This window comes from Paraburkholderia sp. PGU19 (genome assembly GCF_013426915.1).
In the GTDB taxonomy this organism is placed as follows: domain Bacteria; phylum Pseudomonadota; class Gammaproteobacteria; order Burkholderiales; family Burkholderiaceae; genus Paraburkholderia.
Genome location: NZ_AP023179.1, coordinates 723394 through 738531 on the forward strand (window position 1 = coordinate 723394; position 15138 = coordinate 738531).

Sequence of the window (15138 nt, forward strand, 5' to 3'; positions counted from 1 at the left end):
TGCATTCCATTGCGCCAGAACAGTTCCGAACGATCGTGCCATAGCCTTGGTGCCCGCACAATTGGCCGTTCGGCCAATGGTCGACGTGTCGCGCGGCCATTACAATGCGCCGATGAGCAAATCCAGACACGTTTCCGAGACCCCCGCGACGCAGTTGCTGCGCCGTCACAAGGTCGAGTTCGGCGAGCATCCGTACGACTACGTGGACCACGGCGGCACTGCCGAATCGGCGCGGCAGTTGGGTGTCGACGAGCATCAGGTCGTCAAGACGCTGGTGATGGAAGACGAAAACGCAAAGCCGCTGATCGTGCTGATGCACGGCGACCGCACCGTGTCGACCAAGAACCTCGCGCGGCAGATCGGCGCAAAGCGTGTCGAGCCGTGCAAGCCGGAAGTGGCGAGCCGTCATTCGGGTTACATGATCGGCGGCACGTCGCCGTTCGGCACAAAGAAGGCGATGCCCGTGTACGTCGAATCGACCATACTCGAACTCGACAGGATCTTCATCAACGGCGGTCGGCGCGGCTTTCTGGTCAGCATCGCGCCTGCCGTGGTGACGTCGTTGCTGGCCGCGAAGCCGGTGCAATGCGCGATCGTCGAATGACGCGCGCTGTCGTTGCATTGGCTTGTGGAAGCAACTGAAGGGTTCGGTAGAATGTGCGCCGTTGCGCCGGCGCGTCTTGCGCATGCGGCGCATGGAGACCGGCGTCGCCTGGTACGCTTTCCGACACTGATAAGAGTTTGAACATGGAAAACCTGATTGTCGCCGTGGTGGCCTATCTGATCGGCTCGGTGTCGTTTGCGGTGATCGTCAGCGCCGCGATGGGACTCTCCGATCCGCGCTCGTACGGCTCGAAGAACCCCGGCGCGACCAACGTGCTGCGCAGCGGCAACAAGAAGGCCGCGATTCTCACGCTGCTCGGCGATGCGTTCAAAGGCTGGCTCGCCGTGTGGCTCACGGGGCATTTCTCGGCGCACTTCGGACTCGACGACACGTCCGTCGCGATTGCCGCAATCGCGGTGTTCGTCGGCCACCTGTATCCCGTCTTCTTCCGCTTCAAGGGCGGCAAGGGCGTTGCGACGGCAGCGGGCGTGCTGCTTGCAATCAATCCCATCCTCGGCATTGCGACGCTGGCGACCTGGCTGATCGTCGCGTTCTTCACGCGCTATTCGTCGCTGGCCGCGCTGTGCGCGGCGATCTTCGCGCCGTTGTTCGACGGCTTTCTGTTCGGCGCGAACGTGATCGCGGTGGCGATCGTCGCGATGAGCGCGCTGCTGATCTGGCGTCACCGCGCGAACATCGCGAAGCTGGTCGCCGGGCAGGAGAGCCGCATCGGCGACAAGAAGAAAGCGGAAGCGGCGGCGCGGGCGGCTTCGAACAAGCACTGAGCCCGCAGGGAGCGGGGCGGCGAAGCCGCTTTGCTGCCGCCCGTCATCGTCAGCGCTGCTCGACGGGCAGCGCCTGAGCGCGAGGATCAGTCGCGGAAGTTGTTGAAATCGAGCGGCGTATCGGTCACGTCCTTGCGCAGCATCGCGATCACGCTTTGCAGATCGTCGCGCTTGGTGCCCGTCACGCGCACCGCGTCGCCCTGAATGCTCGCCTGAACCTTGATCTTGCTGTCCTTCACGAGCTTGACGATCTTTTTCGCGAGATCGCCGGACACCCCCTTCTTCACGGTGACGACCTGCTTGACCTTGTCGCCGCCGATCTTCTCGATCTTGCCGTACTCGAGGAAGCGCACGTCCACGTTGCGCTTGGCCATTTTCGACACCAGCACGTCCTTCACCTGGCCGAGCTTGAACTCGTCGTCGGCGAACGCGGTCAGTTCGCGTTCCTTCTGCTCGACGCGGGCGTCCGAGCCCTTGAAGTCGAAGCGCGTCGAGATTTCCTTGTTGGATTGCTCGATGGCGTTCTTCACCTCGATCATGTTGGCTTCGCAGACGACGTCAAACGATGGCATTGCTTTCTCCCATTTGTTTCAAAGCGCGCGGCGCGCAAGGCTGCGCGCGATGCACTCGCTATAATCACGGACCGGTGTCATTTTACCGACGCCTTCCCTATTTGCCCAAGGCTCGCGCGGGTCGTGTCCATGCCGCGCGGGTTTCGTGAGCGCTTGCCAGAACTTCTGATGTCCCAGTCCGATCCCCTTTCGTTCATCGCCGACTTCCCGCTGAAGCCGCACAACACGTTCGGTTTCGACGTGCGCGCGCGGCTTGCATGCCATATCGAAAGCGAGGCGCAACTGTTTGCCGCCGTGCGCGATCCGCGCGCTGCGGGCTTGCGGAGGCTCGTGCTGGGCGGCGGCAGCAACGTCGTGTTGACGGGCGATTTCGACGGCCTCGTGCTGCTGGTCGGTTTGCGCGGCCGCAAGGTGATCCGCGAAGACGACGACGCATGGTACGTGGAAGCGGCCGCGGGTGAGAACTGGCACGAGTTCGTGTCGTGGACGCTCGCAGAGGGCATGCCCGGCCTCGAAAATCTCGCGCTGATTCCCGGCACGGTAGGCGCGGCGCCGATCCAGAACATCGGCGCGTACGGGCTGGAGATGTGCGAGCGCTTCGTGTCGCTGCGCGCCATCGAGCTGGCGACGGGTGAAACCATCGAACTCGATGCCGGCGCTTGCCGCTTCGGCTATCGCGACAGCTTCTTCAAGCAGGAAGGGCGCGAACGCTTCGTGATCGTGTCGGTGATGTTCAGGCTGCCGAAGGCGTGGGTGCCGCGCGCAGGTTACGCGGACATCGCACGCGAGCTTGCCGCCGTCGGTCTCGGCGATTCGACGCCGTCACCTCAGGCGATCTTCGATGCCGTCGTCGCGGTGCGTCGCGCGAAGCTGCCCGATCCGCTCGCGCTCGGCAACGCGGGGAGCTTCTTCAAGAATCCCGTCGTGGAGGCGGCGCAGTTCGACGCGTTGCGCGCGAAGGAGCCGGAGGTTGTTTCGTATCGTCAGGCGGATGGGCGCGTGAAGCTCGCGGCTGGCTGGCTGATCGACCGGTGCGGCTGGAAAGGCCGCACGATGGGCGCGGCGGGCGTGCATGAGCGGCAGGCGCTCGTGCTCGTGAATCGCGGTGGCGCGAGCGGGGCAGAGGTGCTGGCGCTCGCGAAGGCCATTCAGCAGGATGTCGCACAGCGGTTCGGCGTCGAGCTGGAGGCCGAGCCGGTTTGTCTGTGAACGGTCTGCGCCGCGTCTGAAACGAAAATCGCCGGCTTCGAGCCGGCGATTTCGTTTGATCTGCTTGTCGGAATGCTCAGTGATTCAGCTTGCCGAGCAGCAGGAATTCCATCAGCGCCTTCTGCACGTGCAGACGGTTTTCCGCTTCGTCCCACACGACGCTCTGCGGCCCGTCGATCACCTCCGCGCTCACTTCCTCGCCGCGATGCGCGGGCAAACAGTGCATGAAGAGGGCGTCCTTGTTCGCGCGCGCCATCATGTCGGCATCGACGCACCAGTCCGCGAACGCCTTCTTGCGTGCCTCGTTTTCCGCTTCGAAGCCCATGCTGGTCCAGACGTCGGTGGTGACGAGGTCGGCGCCCTTGCAGGCTTCGTTCGGATCGTCGAATTCTTCGTAGAACGGCGCGCTTTCGGCCGCGACCAGCGCGCGGTCGAGCTTGTAGCCCGGCGGCGTGGACAGGCGCAGCTTGAAGCCGAGAATCTGCGCGGCTTCGATCCACGTGTACAGCATGTTGTTCGCGTCGCCGACCCACGCGACTGTCTTGCCGCGAATCGGCCCGCGGTGCTCGTAGAACGTGAAGATGTCGGCCAGCACCTGGCAGGGGTGATATTCGTTCGTCAGCCCGTTGATGACGGGCACGCGCGAATTTTCCGCAAAGCGCTGAATGATGTCCTGGCCGAACGTGCGGATCATGATGATGTCGACCATCCGCGAGATGACCTGTGCCGCGTCTTCGATCGGCTCGCCGCGGCCGAGCTGCGTGTCGCGCGTGCTCATGAAGACGGCATGACCGCCCAACTGGAAGATGCCCGCTTCGAACGACAGGCGCGTACGCGTCGAGTTCTTCTCGAAGATCATCGCGAGCGTGCGGTCGTGCAGCGGATGATACGTCTCGTAGTTCTTGAACTTGCGCTTCAGGATGCGCGCGCGTTCGAGCACGTACTCGTAGTCATCCAGCGAGAAATCGTTGAACTGCAGATAGTGGCGGATTTTCTTGGCGTTCATGAAACAAATACGGCGGATTCAGCCGGGCGAAATTGCCGGATTGGGCCGCCGTTGTTTGTGGTAACTCGGTCCAGCATAAAGGATTTTGAATGTTTTGACGAGTCAGCCAGAAGGCGTGTCCCACTTATCGGAGGCTGCAAAGGACTGTTCCAGGGTGCCTGGGTGCGGTGCGGAAAAACCCTCGCTGCGCTATAATCTCGGAGTTTTCTCAAAGCCCGGCGGGCAGGCTCCACGCTTGCAGGACACGGCTTTCGCGCACTCGCTGGCGTACCTCTGGTATGCGCCGCGCAGTGTGCCTTCATGGCTGCTGCCCAAGGTGCCCTCGCTGGCTTTCCGCGACAAACGAACAACAGGCTTGCTGCTGGTTCGCGTGATCGCGAAACGTATTCCGACAGCGTTTTCTGGCAACATCCTTCGCGGGCTCTTTACCGGCAGATCGCTGGGCAGTCACTCAGGGTTTCGTACATGGCCGACACACCCCCAACCGAATATTTCATTCAAGGCATCACGTCGAATGGGCGAAAGTTTCGTCCAAGCGACTGGTCGGAGCGGCTGGCAGGCGTGATGTCGTGTTACGGTCCGGGCGCGAAAGGGCCGAATGCCCGTCTCCAGTATTCTCATTACGTTCGCCCTACGCTGATCGGCGACGTGAAGGTCGTGATTCTGGATTCGCGGTTGCGGGACATCGAGCCGATGGCTTTCGACTTCGTGATGAACTTCGCGAAAGACAACGATCTGCTCGTCACCGAGGCTTGCGAGCTTCCGCCGGAGCATGAAGCGCGTAAGGCGCCGTAGTGTTTGAGCGTTGAGGCAGAGACAATGGAACCCGCATCGGCGGGTTTTTTTGTGTCCGCGCGCGCCTGAGGCTCCGCTCAGAAAACAAAAAAGCCCGCAAAAGCGGGCTTTCATGACGCAGCGGAAACAGGAAGCGGCTCGCGTGAGCGAGCCACCGGATTCGTTAATTTACTGCGCTGCGGGCGCTTGCAGACCCTTGACGGCTGCAGCGAGGCGGCTCTTATGGCGAGCTGCCTTGTTCTTGTGAACAATTTTCTTGTCGGCAATGATGTCCAGCGTCTTTGCCGATGCCTTGAAGATTTCAGCGGCTTGCGCTGCGTCGCCGGCTTCGATTGCCTTGCGGACAGCCTTGACAGCCGTGCGGTACTTCGAGCGCAGCGCCGAGTTGTGCGAGTTTGCCTTGGCGGCTTGACGGGCGCGCTTGCGTGCTTGTGCGGAGTTAGCCATGACGGTTCCTTATCCTGTTCCTGTTTCCAGTGCCCGCTTTCATACGAAGGCAGGCGCTGCTTTTAGATCGTACCCCTGAGAGCGATTGCTCAAGGGCGCAAAATAGACAAACGACTGAGAACTACTTCAAATGCCGCTCTTTCCGGCTCGGATTGCCCTGAATTTGAACAAGGCAGGCGAGGCAAAAGGCTGAGCGAGCTTCGAAACCGGCGATTATAGCAACAAAATCAGGCACGTGGCAACCGCGCGGCGTGCCGGCCTTCCAGGCGAGTTCGCGCGAGGCGGCGTGGAGGGCGTGCGTTTGCGTTAGCGCAGCGGCGCGAAGGCAAGGCATTGCGTACACGAGAGACCCGTCGGGCGAGACATTTCCCCACAAATTCGTCGTCAAATCGAACGTCTTTGCTGCAAATCGGTCCCAAACGCTTCGAATTGCCACGAATCATGCCCCTGACATGCTGACCGCCCTGGACGCACCCGTATAATAAGCGCCCCATGAATCTATTCCGTGCCCTGCTGACGGTCAGCGGCTTCACGTTGCTTTCGCGCGTGACCGGACTGGCCCGCGAGACTCTGATCGCCCGTGCATTCGGGGCGAGCCAATACACCGACGCGTTCTACGTCGCATTCCGCATTCCGAACCTGCTGCGCCGCATTTCCGCGGAAGGCGCGTTTTCGCAAGCCTTCGTGCCGATCCTTGCTGAGTTCAAGAACCAGCAAGGTCACGACGCGACGAAGGCGCTCGTCGACGCGACCTCGACCGTGCTTGCCTGGGCGCTCGCCGTGCTGTCGCTGCTCGGCGTGGCGGGCGCGACCTGGGTCGTGCTGGTGGTCGCGTCCGGCCTGCGCAGCGACGGCCAGGCGTTCACGCTCGCCGTGTCGATGACGCGGATCATGTTCCCTTACATCGTGTTCATCTCGCTGACGTCGCTGGCGTCGGGCGTGCTGAATACGTACAAGAATTTCTCGCTGCCCGCGTTCGCGCCCGTGCTGCTGAACGTCGCGTTCATCATAGCGGCCGTATTCTTCGCGCCGCTGATGAAGGTGCCCGTGTACGCGCTCGCGTGGGCGGTGATCGCGGGCGGTATCGCGCAGTTCGTCGTACAGTTGCCGGGCCTGAAACGGATCGACATGATCCCGCGCATCGGGCTCAATCCGCTCAAGGCGCTCGCGCATCGCGGCGTCAAACGCGTGCTCGCGAAGATGCTGCCGGCGATGTTCGCCGTCTCCGTCGCGCAGATCAGCCTGATCATCAACACGAACATCGCGTCGCACATCGGGCCGGGCGCCGTGTCGTGGATCAATTACGCCGACCGTCTGATGGAATTCCCGACGGCGCTGCTCGGCGTCGCGCTCGGCACGATCCTGCTGCCCAGCCTGTCGAAAGCGCACGTCGACGCCGACACGCACGAATACTCAGCGCTGCTCGACTGGGGCTTGCGCGTGACGTTCCTGCTCGCCGCGCCGAGCGCCGTCGCGCTGTTCTTCTTCGCCGAGCCGCTCACGGCGACGCTGTTCCACTACGGCAAGTTCGACGGCAATGCCGTGGTGATGGTGGGGCGCGCGCTGTCCGCGTACGGCATTGGGCTGATCGGCATCATCCTGATCAAGATTCTCGCGCCAGGTTTCTACGCGAAGCAGGACATCAAGACGCCCGTGAAGATCGGCGTTGGCGTGCTGATCGTCACGCAGTTGAGCAACTACGTGTTCGTGCCGATCTTCTCGCATGCGGGGCTGACGCTGTCGATCGGGCTTGGCGCCTGTGTCAACGCGCTGTGTCTGTTCATTGGCTTGCGGCGGCGCGGCATCTACATGCCGTCGCGAGGCTGGTCGGTGTTTTTCGTCCAACTGGTCGGCGCGTGCCTCGTGCTGGCGGGCGTGATGCACTGGTTCGCCATCAGCTTCGATTGGATCGGCATGCATGCCGAGCCGTTGCGGCGCATGGTGTTGCTTGCAGCGTGCCTCGTGCTGTTCGCGGCGTTATATTTCGGTATGCTTTGGGCGATGGGCTTCAAATACGCGTATTTCAGAAGGCGAGCGAAGTGATCACGATGACCCGGGTTCTCGACTATTTCAGCGCGCTTGTCGCCGAGGACGATGGCCTTCCACTAACGGAAGCGGCGCTCTCGCTCGCGCAAGACGCTTACCCCGACCTCGATCTGCAAGCCGTGCTCGCCGAGATCGACGAACTCACCTTGCGCGTCAAACGCCGCATTTCCGACGACGCCGACATCCAGCAGCGCGTCGGCATTCTGAACCGCTACTTCTTTCGCGAGCTGGGTTTCGCGGCGAACGTCAACGACTATTACGACCCGGACAACAGCCATCTGAACATGGTGCTCAAGCGCCGGCGTGGCATTCCGATTTCGCTGGCGGTGCTCTATCTGGAGATGGCGTCGCAGGTGGATATCCCCGTGCGCGGCGTATCGTTCCCGGGGCACTTCCTGCTGCGCGTCACGCTGCCCGAAGGCGACGCGATGATCGATCCGACCACGGGTCATCCGCTGTCGGAAGCGGAGATGGTCGAGATGCTCGAGCCTTATGTGGCGAAAGCGGGGGAATCGGTGAGCCGCGCGCTGCGCATGCTGCTGCAACCGGCGACACGCCGCGAGATCATCGCGCGCATGCTGCGCAACCTGAAGGCGACGTATCTGCAAACCGAGCGCTGGCAGCGGCTGCTTGCCGTGCAGCAGCGTCTCGTGATCCTGCTGCCAGAGAGCATCGAGGAAGTGCGCGATCGCGGCTTCGCGTATGCGCGGCTCGATTACCTGCGGCCTGCGCTCGAAGATCTCGAACGCTATCTCGGCGACCGCCCGGATGCGGACGACGCGACCGTCGTCGAATCGCAATTGCACGAGTTGCGGCAGCGCACGCAACACGACGATCACGACTGACGCGCGTTCGAAAGGCTGCTTCAGACAAAAACGCCTGCGTAGTTTGAATACGCAGGCGTTTTTCATTTCAGCGGCATGCCTTCGCGCGACGCGACGTAACGCGCGGCAAAAACGTTCATTTCGGCGCTTACTTCGGCTGCATGCGGATCGCGCCGTCCAGACGGATCACTTCGCCGTTGAGCATCGGGTTATCGAAGATCTGCTTGACGAGCATCGCGTACTCGTTGGGTTTGCCGAGGCGCGGCGGGAACGGCACCATTGCGCCGAGCGCGTCCTGCACTTCTTGCGGCATGCCGAGCAGCATCGGCGTTTCGAAGATGCCTGGCGCAATCGTCATCACGCGAATCGCGCTGCGCGACAGGTCGCGCGCGATCGGCAGCGTCATGCCCGCGACGCCCGCCTTCGACGCCGCATACGCGGCCTGGCCGATCTGTCCGTCGAACGCCGCGACGGAAGCCGTATTGACGATCACGCCGCGCTCGCCGAGCGCATTGGGTTCGAGTTTCGCCATTTCAGCGGCCGCGAGGCGAATCATGTTGAACGTGCCGACGAGGTTGATCGACACCGTGCGCGCGAACGAGTGCAGCGGATGCGGGCCGTCCTTGCCGACCGTCTTCATCGCCGGCGCGACGCCCGCGCAATTGACCAGGCCGCGCAGTGCGCCGAGCTTCGTCGCGGCCTCGACGGCGAGCACGGCATCGTCTTCGCGGCTGACGTCGCACTTGACGAACACGCCGCCGAGTTCCTGCGCGAGCGCGGTGCCCGTTTCGTGGTTCAGATCCGCGAGCACGACCTTGCCGCCGTTCTGCGCGAACAGGCGCGCCGTCGCGGCGCCCAGACCGGACGCGCCGCCCGTGATCAGAAACACGTTGTCCTTGATGTCCATGTCTTCTCCTTGATGGATGCGTTGATCGCGTGATTGGAATAGTTGTCGCTGGACGATTTTAACGGGTCGCTCTTGTGCGTCAAACCGCGCGGGTGGTTGGGGTTTGCTAGTGTTTTGTTTTCGCTGGCATCCGCGATTCGTTAGCGTACTTCACGCGTTGCCCCTGTGCGGGGCGGCACCTACTTTTCTTTGCCGCCGCAAAGAAAAGTAGGCAAAAGAAAGCGGCTCACACCGCCAGTTCTTGTATTTGCCTGAGGGCCCCCAGCGGTTCTTATCCTTCACACGGCAACTTCTCAGTTCCCGCTCGTTGCCAACGCTGCGAATTAACGCCTCACCCGCTTCAATCACCCGTAGCACAGCAGGAGGCAGCGAATCGTATGCGCCGCCCAGGTGGTGTACTGTGTGTTGGTTGTCGCGTCGTATGCGTTAGCGTTCTTGCAGGGTGGGGCGCATGCGCGATCGGTCTGGAGTGGTGCGTGTGAAGTACAGGAAACCTGCACACAGTACACCACCTGGGCGGCGGTGGGCTGTCTGGCGCGGCATGCTGTTATGAGGGAGTGTGAAACGGGTGAGGCGCACATTCAGAGCGCTGGCAACGAGCACGAATGACGTGATTGCCGTGTGAAGCGTAAGAACCTGTGGGGGCCCTCAGGCAGTAACAAGAGTTGGCGGTGTGAGCCGCTTTCTTTTGCCTACTTTTCTTTGCGGCGGCAAAGAAAAGTAGGTGCCGCCCCGCACAGGGGCGACGCGTGAAGTACGCTAACAAATCGCGGATGCCGGCGAAAACAAAAGCAAACCACCCAGCATCGCAAGACAAAAAAGCTTACTTCAGCGCCTCAAACACGCGCGCACGGATTTCGTCGACGGAACCTAGGCCCGAGATACGCCGATATTGCGGCGCTGTCAGCGGCGACGACGGATCGCCCTTTTGCGCCCAGCCGTTGTAGTACTCGATCAGCGGCTTGGTCTGCGCAACATACACGTCGAGGCGCTTCTTCACCGTCTCTTCCTTATCGTCGTCACGCTGGATCAGCGGCTCGCCCGTCACGTCGTCGATGCCTTCGACCTTCGGCGGATTGAACTTCACGTGATACGTGCGGCCCGACGCCGGATGCATGCGGCGGCCGCTCATACGCGTGATGATCTCGTCGAACGGCACGTCGATCTCCAGCACGTAGTCGATCGCCACGCCCGCGTTCTTCATCGCTTCCGCTTGCGGAATGGTGCGCGGGAAGCCGTCGAACAGGTAACCGTTTTCGCAGTCGCAGTCTTGCAGGCGTTCCTTCACGAGATTGATGATGAGTTCATCCGTGACGAGTTCGCCCGCATCCATGTAGCGCTTCGCTTCAATGCCGAGCGGTGTGCCTGCCTTGACCGCGGCGCGCAGCATGTCGCCCGTCGAGATTTGCGGAATGCCGAACTTTTCCTTGATGAAGTTGGCTTGGGTGCCCTTGCCCGCGCCAGGTGCGCCCAACAGGATCAAACGCATTTGATATCTCCAGATCTATGTCAATTCTGTGTGGCGCGCCGCGAGTCATTGCATGCTGCGGTCGACGCTCTTGATTCTTCGTTGCCGCTGTAATGGCCGGGCAGCTTTTCGCTGCCGACTTCGCGCTGCACGCAATGAGCGGCGCTGCGAAGCAAACGGCAAAACAGGCGGATAAAAAAACGGGCGAATGGTGATATCGATCAACGCGCATCGATATCGGGTGAATCGCGCGAACGATCGATTATGCCATGGCTTTTTACGCCGACGACCCGAAAAACGCCTGTACACGGGCCAGATCGTCAGGCGTGTCGACGCCCGGCAGCGGCGCGTCATGCGTGACGAGCACCGCAATACGCTCGCCGTGCCACATTGCACGCAGCTGTTCGAGTGCTTCGGCCTGCTCGATTGGCGAGATCGACAGACTCGGGTAAGTACGGAGGAACTTCGCGCGATACGCATACAGTCCGATATGCCGGTACACAGCAGCGGGTGCAGGCGGAGCGGGCATCTGCGCGACATTCGGCCAATGCGGCTGGTAGGCGTCGCGAGCCCATGGAATCGGCGCGCGCGAGAAGTACAGCGCGACACCGCGCGCATCGAGTACGACCTTGACGACGTTCGGATTGAATATCTCAGCGGGCTCGTGGATCGGATGCGCGGCTGTCGCGATCGCGCAGCCATCTGTGGTTGCGAGGTGCGACGCTACGCCGCGCACCAGTGCCGGATCGATCAGCGGCTCGTCGCCCTGCACGTTGACGACGATCGTGTCGTCGCTCCAGCCGTAATGCGCCGCCACTTCCGCGAGACGGTCCGTGCCCGACGGATGATCGGCGCGCGTCATCATCGCGTCGATGCCATGCGCGCGCGCGACGTCGAATACCGATTGCGCGTCGGTCGCGACCAGCACCTGCTGCGCGCCCGACTCGAGCGCGCGTTCCGCGACACGCACGACCATCGGTTTGCCGCCGATATCGGCCAGCGGCTTGTTCGGCAGACGCGTCGAAGCGAGGCGCGCCGGGACGACGGCGATGAAGGGCGGAGTGTGCAGGGTGTCGTTCATCGGAAGCGTGACGTCAGGCCGTGTGCGGGCCGAGAAAGACGCGCCGCCTGATCGGCGGCGCGGGATAGGTGTTCAGTGGCAGCGTGCGACGCGCGGTTCGCTGCACGGCTTGACATGCCTGGCCTTCAGGCGACGGAGCCAGGGTTCAGATCGACGGGCGTGCCTTCGACTGTTTGCCGCGCTTCGTCGACGAGCATCACGGGAATGCCGTCGCGGATCGGATAGGCGAGCTTGTCTGCGTTGCAGATCAGCTCCTGCGCGGCACGGTCGTAGCTGAGCGGGCCCTTGCAGATCGGGCAAACGAGAATTTCAAGCAGGCGAGCGTCCACGGACTTTCTCCACAACGAGTGCAATGAGGCGATGATCGAGCGTGGCTTCGACGGGGACGACCCAGAGCCGCGCATCATGCCAGGACCCCAATTTTACCGCATCCTTTTCAGTGATCAGGATCGCATCGGCGTCCACGTCGACGAACGGATTCGTGCTGAACGCGTAATGATCGGGCAGCGCGCGCGTCTGCGGCGAGAGGCCCGCCGCGCGCAGCGTCGCGAAGAAACGCTCGGGCGCGCCGATGCCCGCCGCCGCGAGCACGCGCTCCCCGGCGAACTGCGCGAGCGGGCGGCGCAGGCGCGGATTGTCGAGATGCCACGCGTCGCCGGGCGCGAGTTCCAGCGAGAACGTGTTGGGCCACGGCGGCAGCGCGCGGTCGTACGGATTGTTGATCAACGTCGCGTCGCGCTCGCGCGACAGCGGTTCGCGCAACGGGCCGGCGGGCAGCAGGAAGCCGTTGCCGCCTAGCCGGTGATCGAACACGACGATCTCGGCGTCGCGCTCCAGACGGTAGTGCTGCAGGCCGTCGTCGCTGACGATCACGTCGACATTGCGGTGAGCCTTGCACAGCGCCTCGGCGGCGGCGACGCGATCCGGGCAGACGAACACGGGCGCACCCGTGCGGCGCGCGATCAGGAGCGGCTCGTCGCCCGCCTGCGATGCCTTCGAAGTCGGCGTGACCAGCGTCGGCAGCGTAATCTTCACGCCGTAGCCGCGCGACACGACGCCCGGCGTGAAGCCCGCGCTGCGCAGCGCCTGCACGAGCGCGATTACCGTCGGCGTTTTGCCCGTGCCGCCGACCGTCACGTTGCCGACCACCACAACGGGCACGCGAACGCGCACCGACTTCAGCCAGCCGAGCCTGAACGCCGCGCGGCGCGTGAGCGCGACCGCGCCGAACACACAGGCGAGCGGCGTCATCGCCCACGCGAGCGGGCCGCGCTGCTGCCACTCGCGCGCGATGCGCGCTTCGAGGCGGGAAGCGAGTTCGCTCATCGGCAGGCGGCCGGCTTGCGCGGCGCGTCAGACAGGACGGACAGGGCGAGCATCAGCAGGCATCTCCGGGCGGTCGGTTGCACCGACAGTTGAAAGACCAAGGGAACTACGAAACGCAGACGACGGCGGAACAGCAACAGGACGACGAGGGCGACGAAAATCCTTCGCACCCGTTCGCGCAGGGGCGCTCGCCGCGTCCGACAGCTTCCGCCAGAACCCGGCACTCTAGCGCGCGGGCGGCGTTAGCTGCAAGTCGGAGAGGCCACCACACGCGGGACTCGCACGAGCGATGCGTTATCCATAGTCTGTGGATAACTTTGTGGAGAACGTGCCTTGCAATTTGTCGGGAAGGCCGTCGCGCAAGCATCGGCTCGGTAATGGGGAACTTTTATCGAGAGAAAATATGATAAAAATCAGTGAGTTAGATGGTATTAAGTGGGCTCTGGGGCCGTTTTGAGTCGACGCTCGGCGGCGCTCCCGACATGTGGACACTTTTAACAATCCGGCTAAAGACGTTTAGAACGCGCTGGACCTGACTGGCCGATCAGTCTATCGTCTGTCCGGCCTGTTTAAACCATTCCTCGCATGAATTCCGAAAGTCCTTTCTCGTCGTCCGCTGGCGCGGGCGGCGATGTCGTCGTTCCCGTCTCGGTGCTCAACCGCGCGATCGGCACGATGCTCGAACGCTCGTTTCCGCTCGTCTGGGTTTCCGGCGAAGTGTCGAACTTCACGCGTGCCGCAAGCGGGCACTGGTATTTCTCGATCAAGGACGCGCAGGCGCAGATGCGCTGCGTGATGTTCCGCGGCCGCGCGCAATATGCGGAGTTCACGCCGCGTGAAGGCGACAAGATCGAAGTGCGCGCGCTTGTCACGATGTACGAGCCGCGTGGCGAACTGCAACTGAATGTCGAGGCTGTGCGCCGTACGGGTCAAGGCCGTTTGTACGAAGCGTTCCTGCGGCTGAAGGCGCAACTCGAATCAGAAGGCCTGTTCGACGCGGAGCGCAAGCGCGCGCTGCCCGCGCATCCGCGCGCGATCGGCATTGTCACGTCGTTGCAGGCGGCCGCATTGCGCGACGTGCTGACAACCCTGGCGCGCCGCGCGCCTCACATTCCCGTGATCGTCTATCCCGCGCCCGTGCAGGGTGCGGGCGTCAGCGCGAAGCTGGCCGCGATGGTCGAGACGGCAAGCCGGCGCGGCGAAGTGGACGTGCTGATCGTGTGCCGCGGTGGCGGCTCGATCGAAGACCTGTGGGCGTTCAACGAAGAAGTGCTGGCCCGCGCGATTGCGGAAAGCAAGATGCCCGTCGTGAGCGGCGTCGGTCACGAAACCGACTTCACGATCGCCGACTTCGCCGCCGATGTCCGCGCGCCCACGCCCACGGGCGCCGCCGAACTCGTCAGCCCGCAGCGCGTGCTGCTCTTGCGCGACCTCGATCATCGTCATGCGACGCTCGCGCGCGGCTTCGGCCGCATGATGGAGCGGCGCGCGCAACAACTCGACTGGCTCGCGCGGCGTCTCGTGTCGCCGGCCGAAAGGCTCGCGCGGCAACGCACGCATCTGCAGCAACTGAGCGTTCGGCTCGCGTCGGCAGGTGCACGGCCCGTGCGTGATGCGCGCGCGCGTTTCGCCCTCGTGCAGATGCGCTGGCAGCGCTGGCGCCCCGATCTCTCGCTGCAACGTTCGCAAGTGAACGGTCTTGCCGAGCGGCTCGAGCGCGCATTGTTGCGTCAACATGAAAGACACATTGCGCGCGTGGAAACGCTTGCCGCGCGGCTCGAAGTACTGAGCCCGCAACGCACGCTCGAACGTGGCTACGCAGCCTTGCTCGATGCGCAAAACGGCCGGGCAGTGCGCGCGCCATCGGCACTGAAGCCGGGCCGCCGCATGACCGTTCACCTCGCCGAAGGCTCGGCGGATATCGCGCTGTCGGATGTTCAGCCGCGTCTTACGGATGGCTTTTAATCGCGCTTGGAAGCGCCATTGGGCACAGTAGTTTTGACCTTCATATGACAGGCGAAAAGCCGCTGCGCGAGCATTAATTACGCTGCCCGCGCAGCGCGTTTTC

General features: G+C 63.0%; 15 protein-coding genes. 7 read left to right on the forward strand and 8 right to left on the reverse strand.

Going from position 1 to position 15138, the window contains the following annotated elements:
- Nucleotides 1-112: 112 nt before the first annotated feature.
- Nucleotides 113-604, forward strand: coding sequence for a Cys-tRNA(Pro) deacylase (gene ybaK, locus H1204_RS03270; protein WP_180729806.1), 492 nt, complete (start codon nucleotides 113-115; stop codon nucleotides 602-604).
- Between the two features lie 143 nt (nucleotides 605-747).
- A complete protein-coding gene (gene plsY, locus H1204_RS03275) occupies nucleotides 748-1389 on the forward strand; it encodes a glycerol-3-phosphate 1-O-acyltransferase PlsY (protein WP_180729807.1) in 642 nt (213 codons plus the stop codon).
- A gap of 86 nt (nucleotides 1390-1475) precedes the next feature.
- Here plsY and H1204_RS03280 read toward each other — a convergent pair whose 3' ends face one another.
- Nucleotides 1476-1961, reverse strand: coding sequence for a YajQ family cyclic di-GMP-binding protein (locus tag H1204_RS03280; protein WP_054929850.1), 486 nt, complete (start codon nucleotides 1959-1961; stop codon nucleotides 1476-1478).
- A gap of 168 nt (nucleotides 1962-2129) precedes the next feature.
- Between H1204_RS03280 and murB the strand changes: the two genes are divergently transcribed.
- Nucleotides 2130-3170 (forward strand): UDP-N-acetylmuramate dehydrogenase, encoded by a 1041-nt coding sequence (gene murB, locus H1204_RS03285; protein ID WP_180729808.1) that lies wholly within the window; start codon nucleotides 2130-2132, stop codon nucleotides 3168-3170.
- 76 nt (nucleotides 3171-3246) lie between these two features.
- Here the strand turns inward: murB and argF are convergent, their stop codons facing one another.
- A complete protein-coding gene (gene argF / locus H1204_RS03290) occupies nucleotides 3247-4176 on the reverse strand; it encodes an ornithine carbamoyltransferase (protein ID WP_180729809.1) in 930 nt (309 codons plus the stop codon).
- 465 nt (nucleotides 4177-4641) lie between these two features.
- Here argF and H1204_RS03295 point away from each other — a divergent pair, with 465 nt between their 5' ends.
- Complete coding sequence (locus tag H1204_RS03295; RefSeq protein WP_180729810.1) at nucleotides 4642-4971, forward strand: DUF3579 domain-containing protein; 330 nt, start codon at nucleotides 4642-4644, stop codon at nucleotides 4969-4971.
- Nucleotides 4972-5139: 168 nt separating this feature from the next.
- On the opposite strand, the gene rpsT is transcribed toward H1204_RS03295, so the two are convergent.
- Nucleotides 5140-5418, reverse strand: a complete 279-nt coding sequence (rpsT, locus tag H1204_RS03300) for a 30S ribosomal protein S20 (RefSeq protein WP_012399948.1) — start codon at nucleotides 5416-5418, stop codon at nucleotides 5140-5142.
- Nucleotides 5419-5910: 492 nt separating this feature from the next.
- Between rpsT and murJ the strand changes: the two genes are divergently transcribed.
- Both murJ and H1204_RS03310 read left to right on the forward strand, forming a co-directional pair.
- Nucleotides 5911-7461 (forward strand): murein biosynthesis integral membrane protein MurJ, encoded by a 1551-nt coding sequence (gene murJ / locus H1204_RS03305; protein ID WP_180729811.1) that lies wholly within the window; start codon nucleotides 5911-5913, stop codon nucleotides 7459-7461.
- 5 nt (nucleotides 7462-7466) lie between these two features.
- Entirely contained in the window at nucleotides 7467-8309 is an 843-nt protein-coding gene (locus H1204_RS03310) for a SirB1 family protein (protein WP_180730856.1), read from the forward strand.
- A 127-nt stretch (nucleotides 8310-8436) separates the two neighbouring features.
- On the opposite strand, the gene H1204_RS03315 is transcribed toward H1204_RS03310, so the two are convergent.
- The 5 genes from H1204_RS03315 to lpxK all read right to left on the reverse strand — a co-directional run bounded on the left by H1204_RS03315 (nucleotide 8437) and on the right by lpxK (nucleotide 13070).
- Nucleotides 8437-9195: a 3-hydroxyacyl-CoA dehydrogenase gene (locus H1204_RS03315; RefSeq protein ID WP_180729812.1), complete on the reverse strand. Its 759-nt coding sequence runs from the start codon at nucleotides 9193-9195 to the stop codon at nucleotides 8437-8439.
- Nucleotides 9196-10018: 823 nt separating this feature from the next.
- Complete coding sequence (gene adk / locus H1204_RS03320) at nucleotides 10019-10684, reverse strand: adenylate kinase (RefSeq protein ID WP_180729813.1); 666 nt, start codon at nucleotides 10682-10684, stop codon at nucleotides 10019-10021.
- A gap of 256 nt (nucleotides 10685-10940) precedes the next feature.
- Nucleotides 10941-11744 (reverse strand): 3-deoxy-manno-octulosonate cytidylyltransferase, encoded by an 804-nt coding sequence (kdsB, locus tag H1204_RS03325; RefSeq protein WP_180729814.1) that lies wholly within the window; start codon nucleotides 11742-11744, stop codon nucleotides 10941-10943.
- 125 nt (nucleotides 11745-11869) lie between these two features.
- On the reverse strand, nucleotides 11870-12073 hold the full coding sequence (locus H1204_RS03330) for a Trm112 family protein (RefSeq protein ID WP_007180583.1): 204 nt from the start codon (nucleotides 12071-12073) through the stop codon (nucleotides 11870-11872).
- Nucleotides 12054-13070 (reverse strand): tetraacyldisaccharide 4'-kinase, encoded by a 1017-nt coding sequence (gene lpxK / locus H1204_RS03335; protein WP_180729815.1) that lies wholly within the window; start codon nucleotides 13068-13070, stop codon nucleotides 12054-12056. The genes H1204_RS03330 and lpxK overlap by 20 nt, the downstream gene beginning before the upstream one ends.
- A gap of 585 nt (nucleotides 13071-13655) precedes the next feature.
- On the opposite strand from lpxK, the gene xseA reads away from it, so the two are divergent.
- Nucleotides 13656-15035 carry an exodeoxyribonuclease VII large subunit gene (gene xseA / locus H1204_RS03340; RefSeq protein ID WP_180729816.1) on the forward strand — a complete coding sequence of 460 codons (1380 nt, stop codon included), beginning with the start codon at nucleotides 13656-13658 and terminating at the stop codon, nucleotides 15033-15035.
- The last annotated feature ends 103 nt before the right edge of the window (nucleotides 15036-15138 follow it).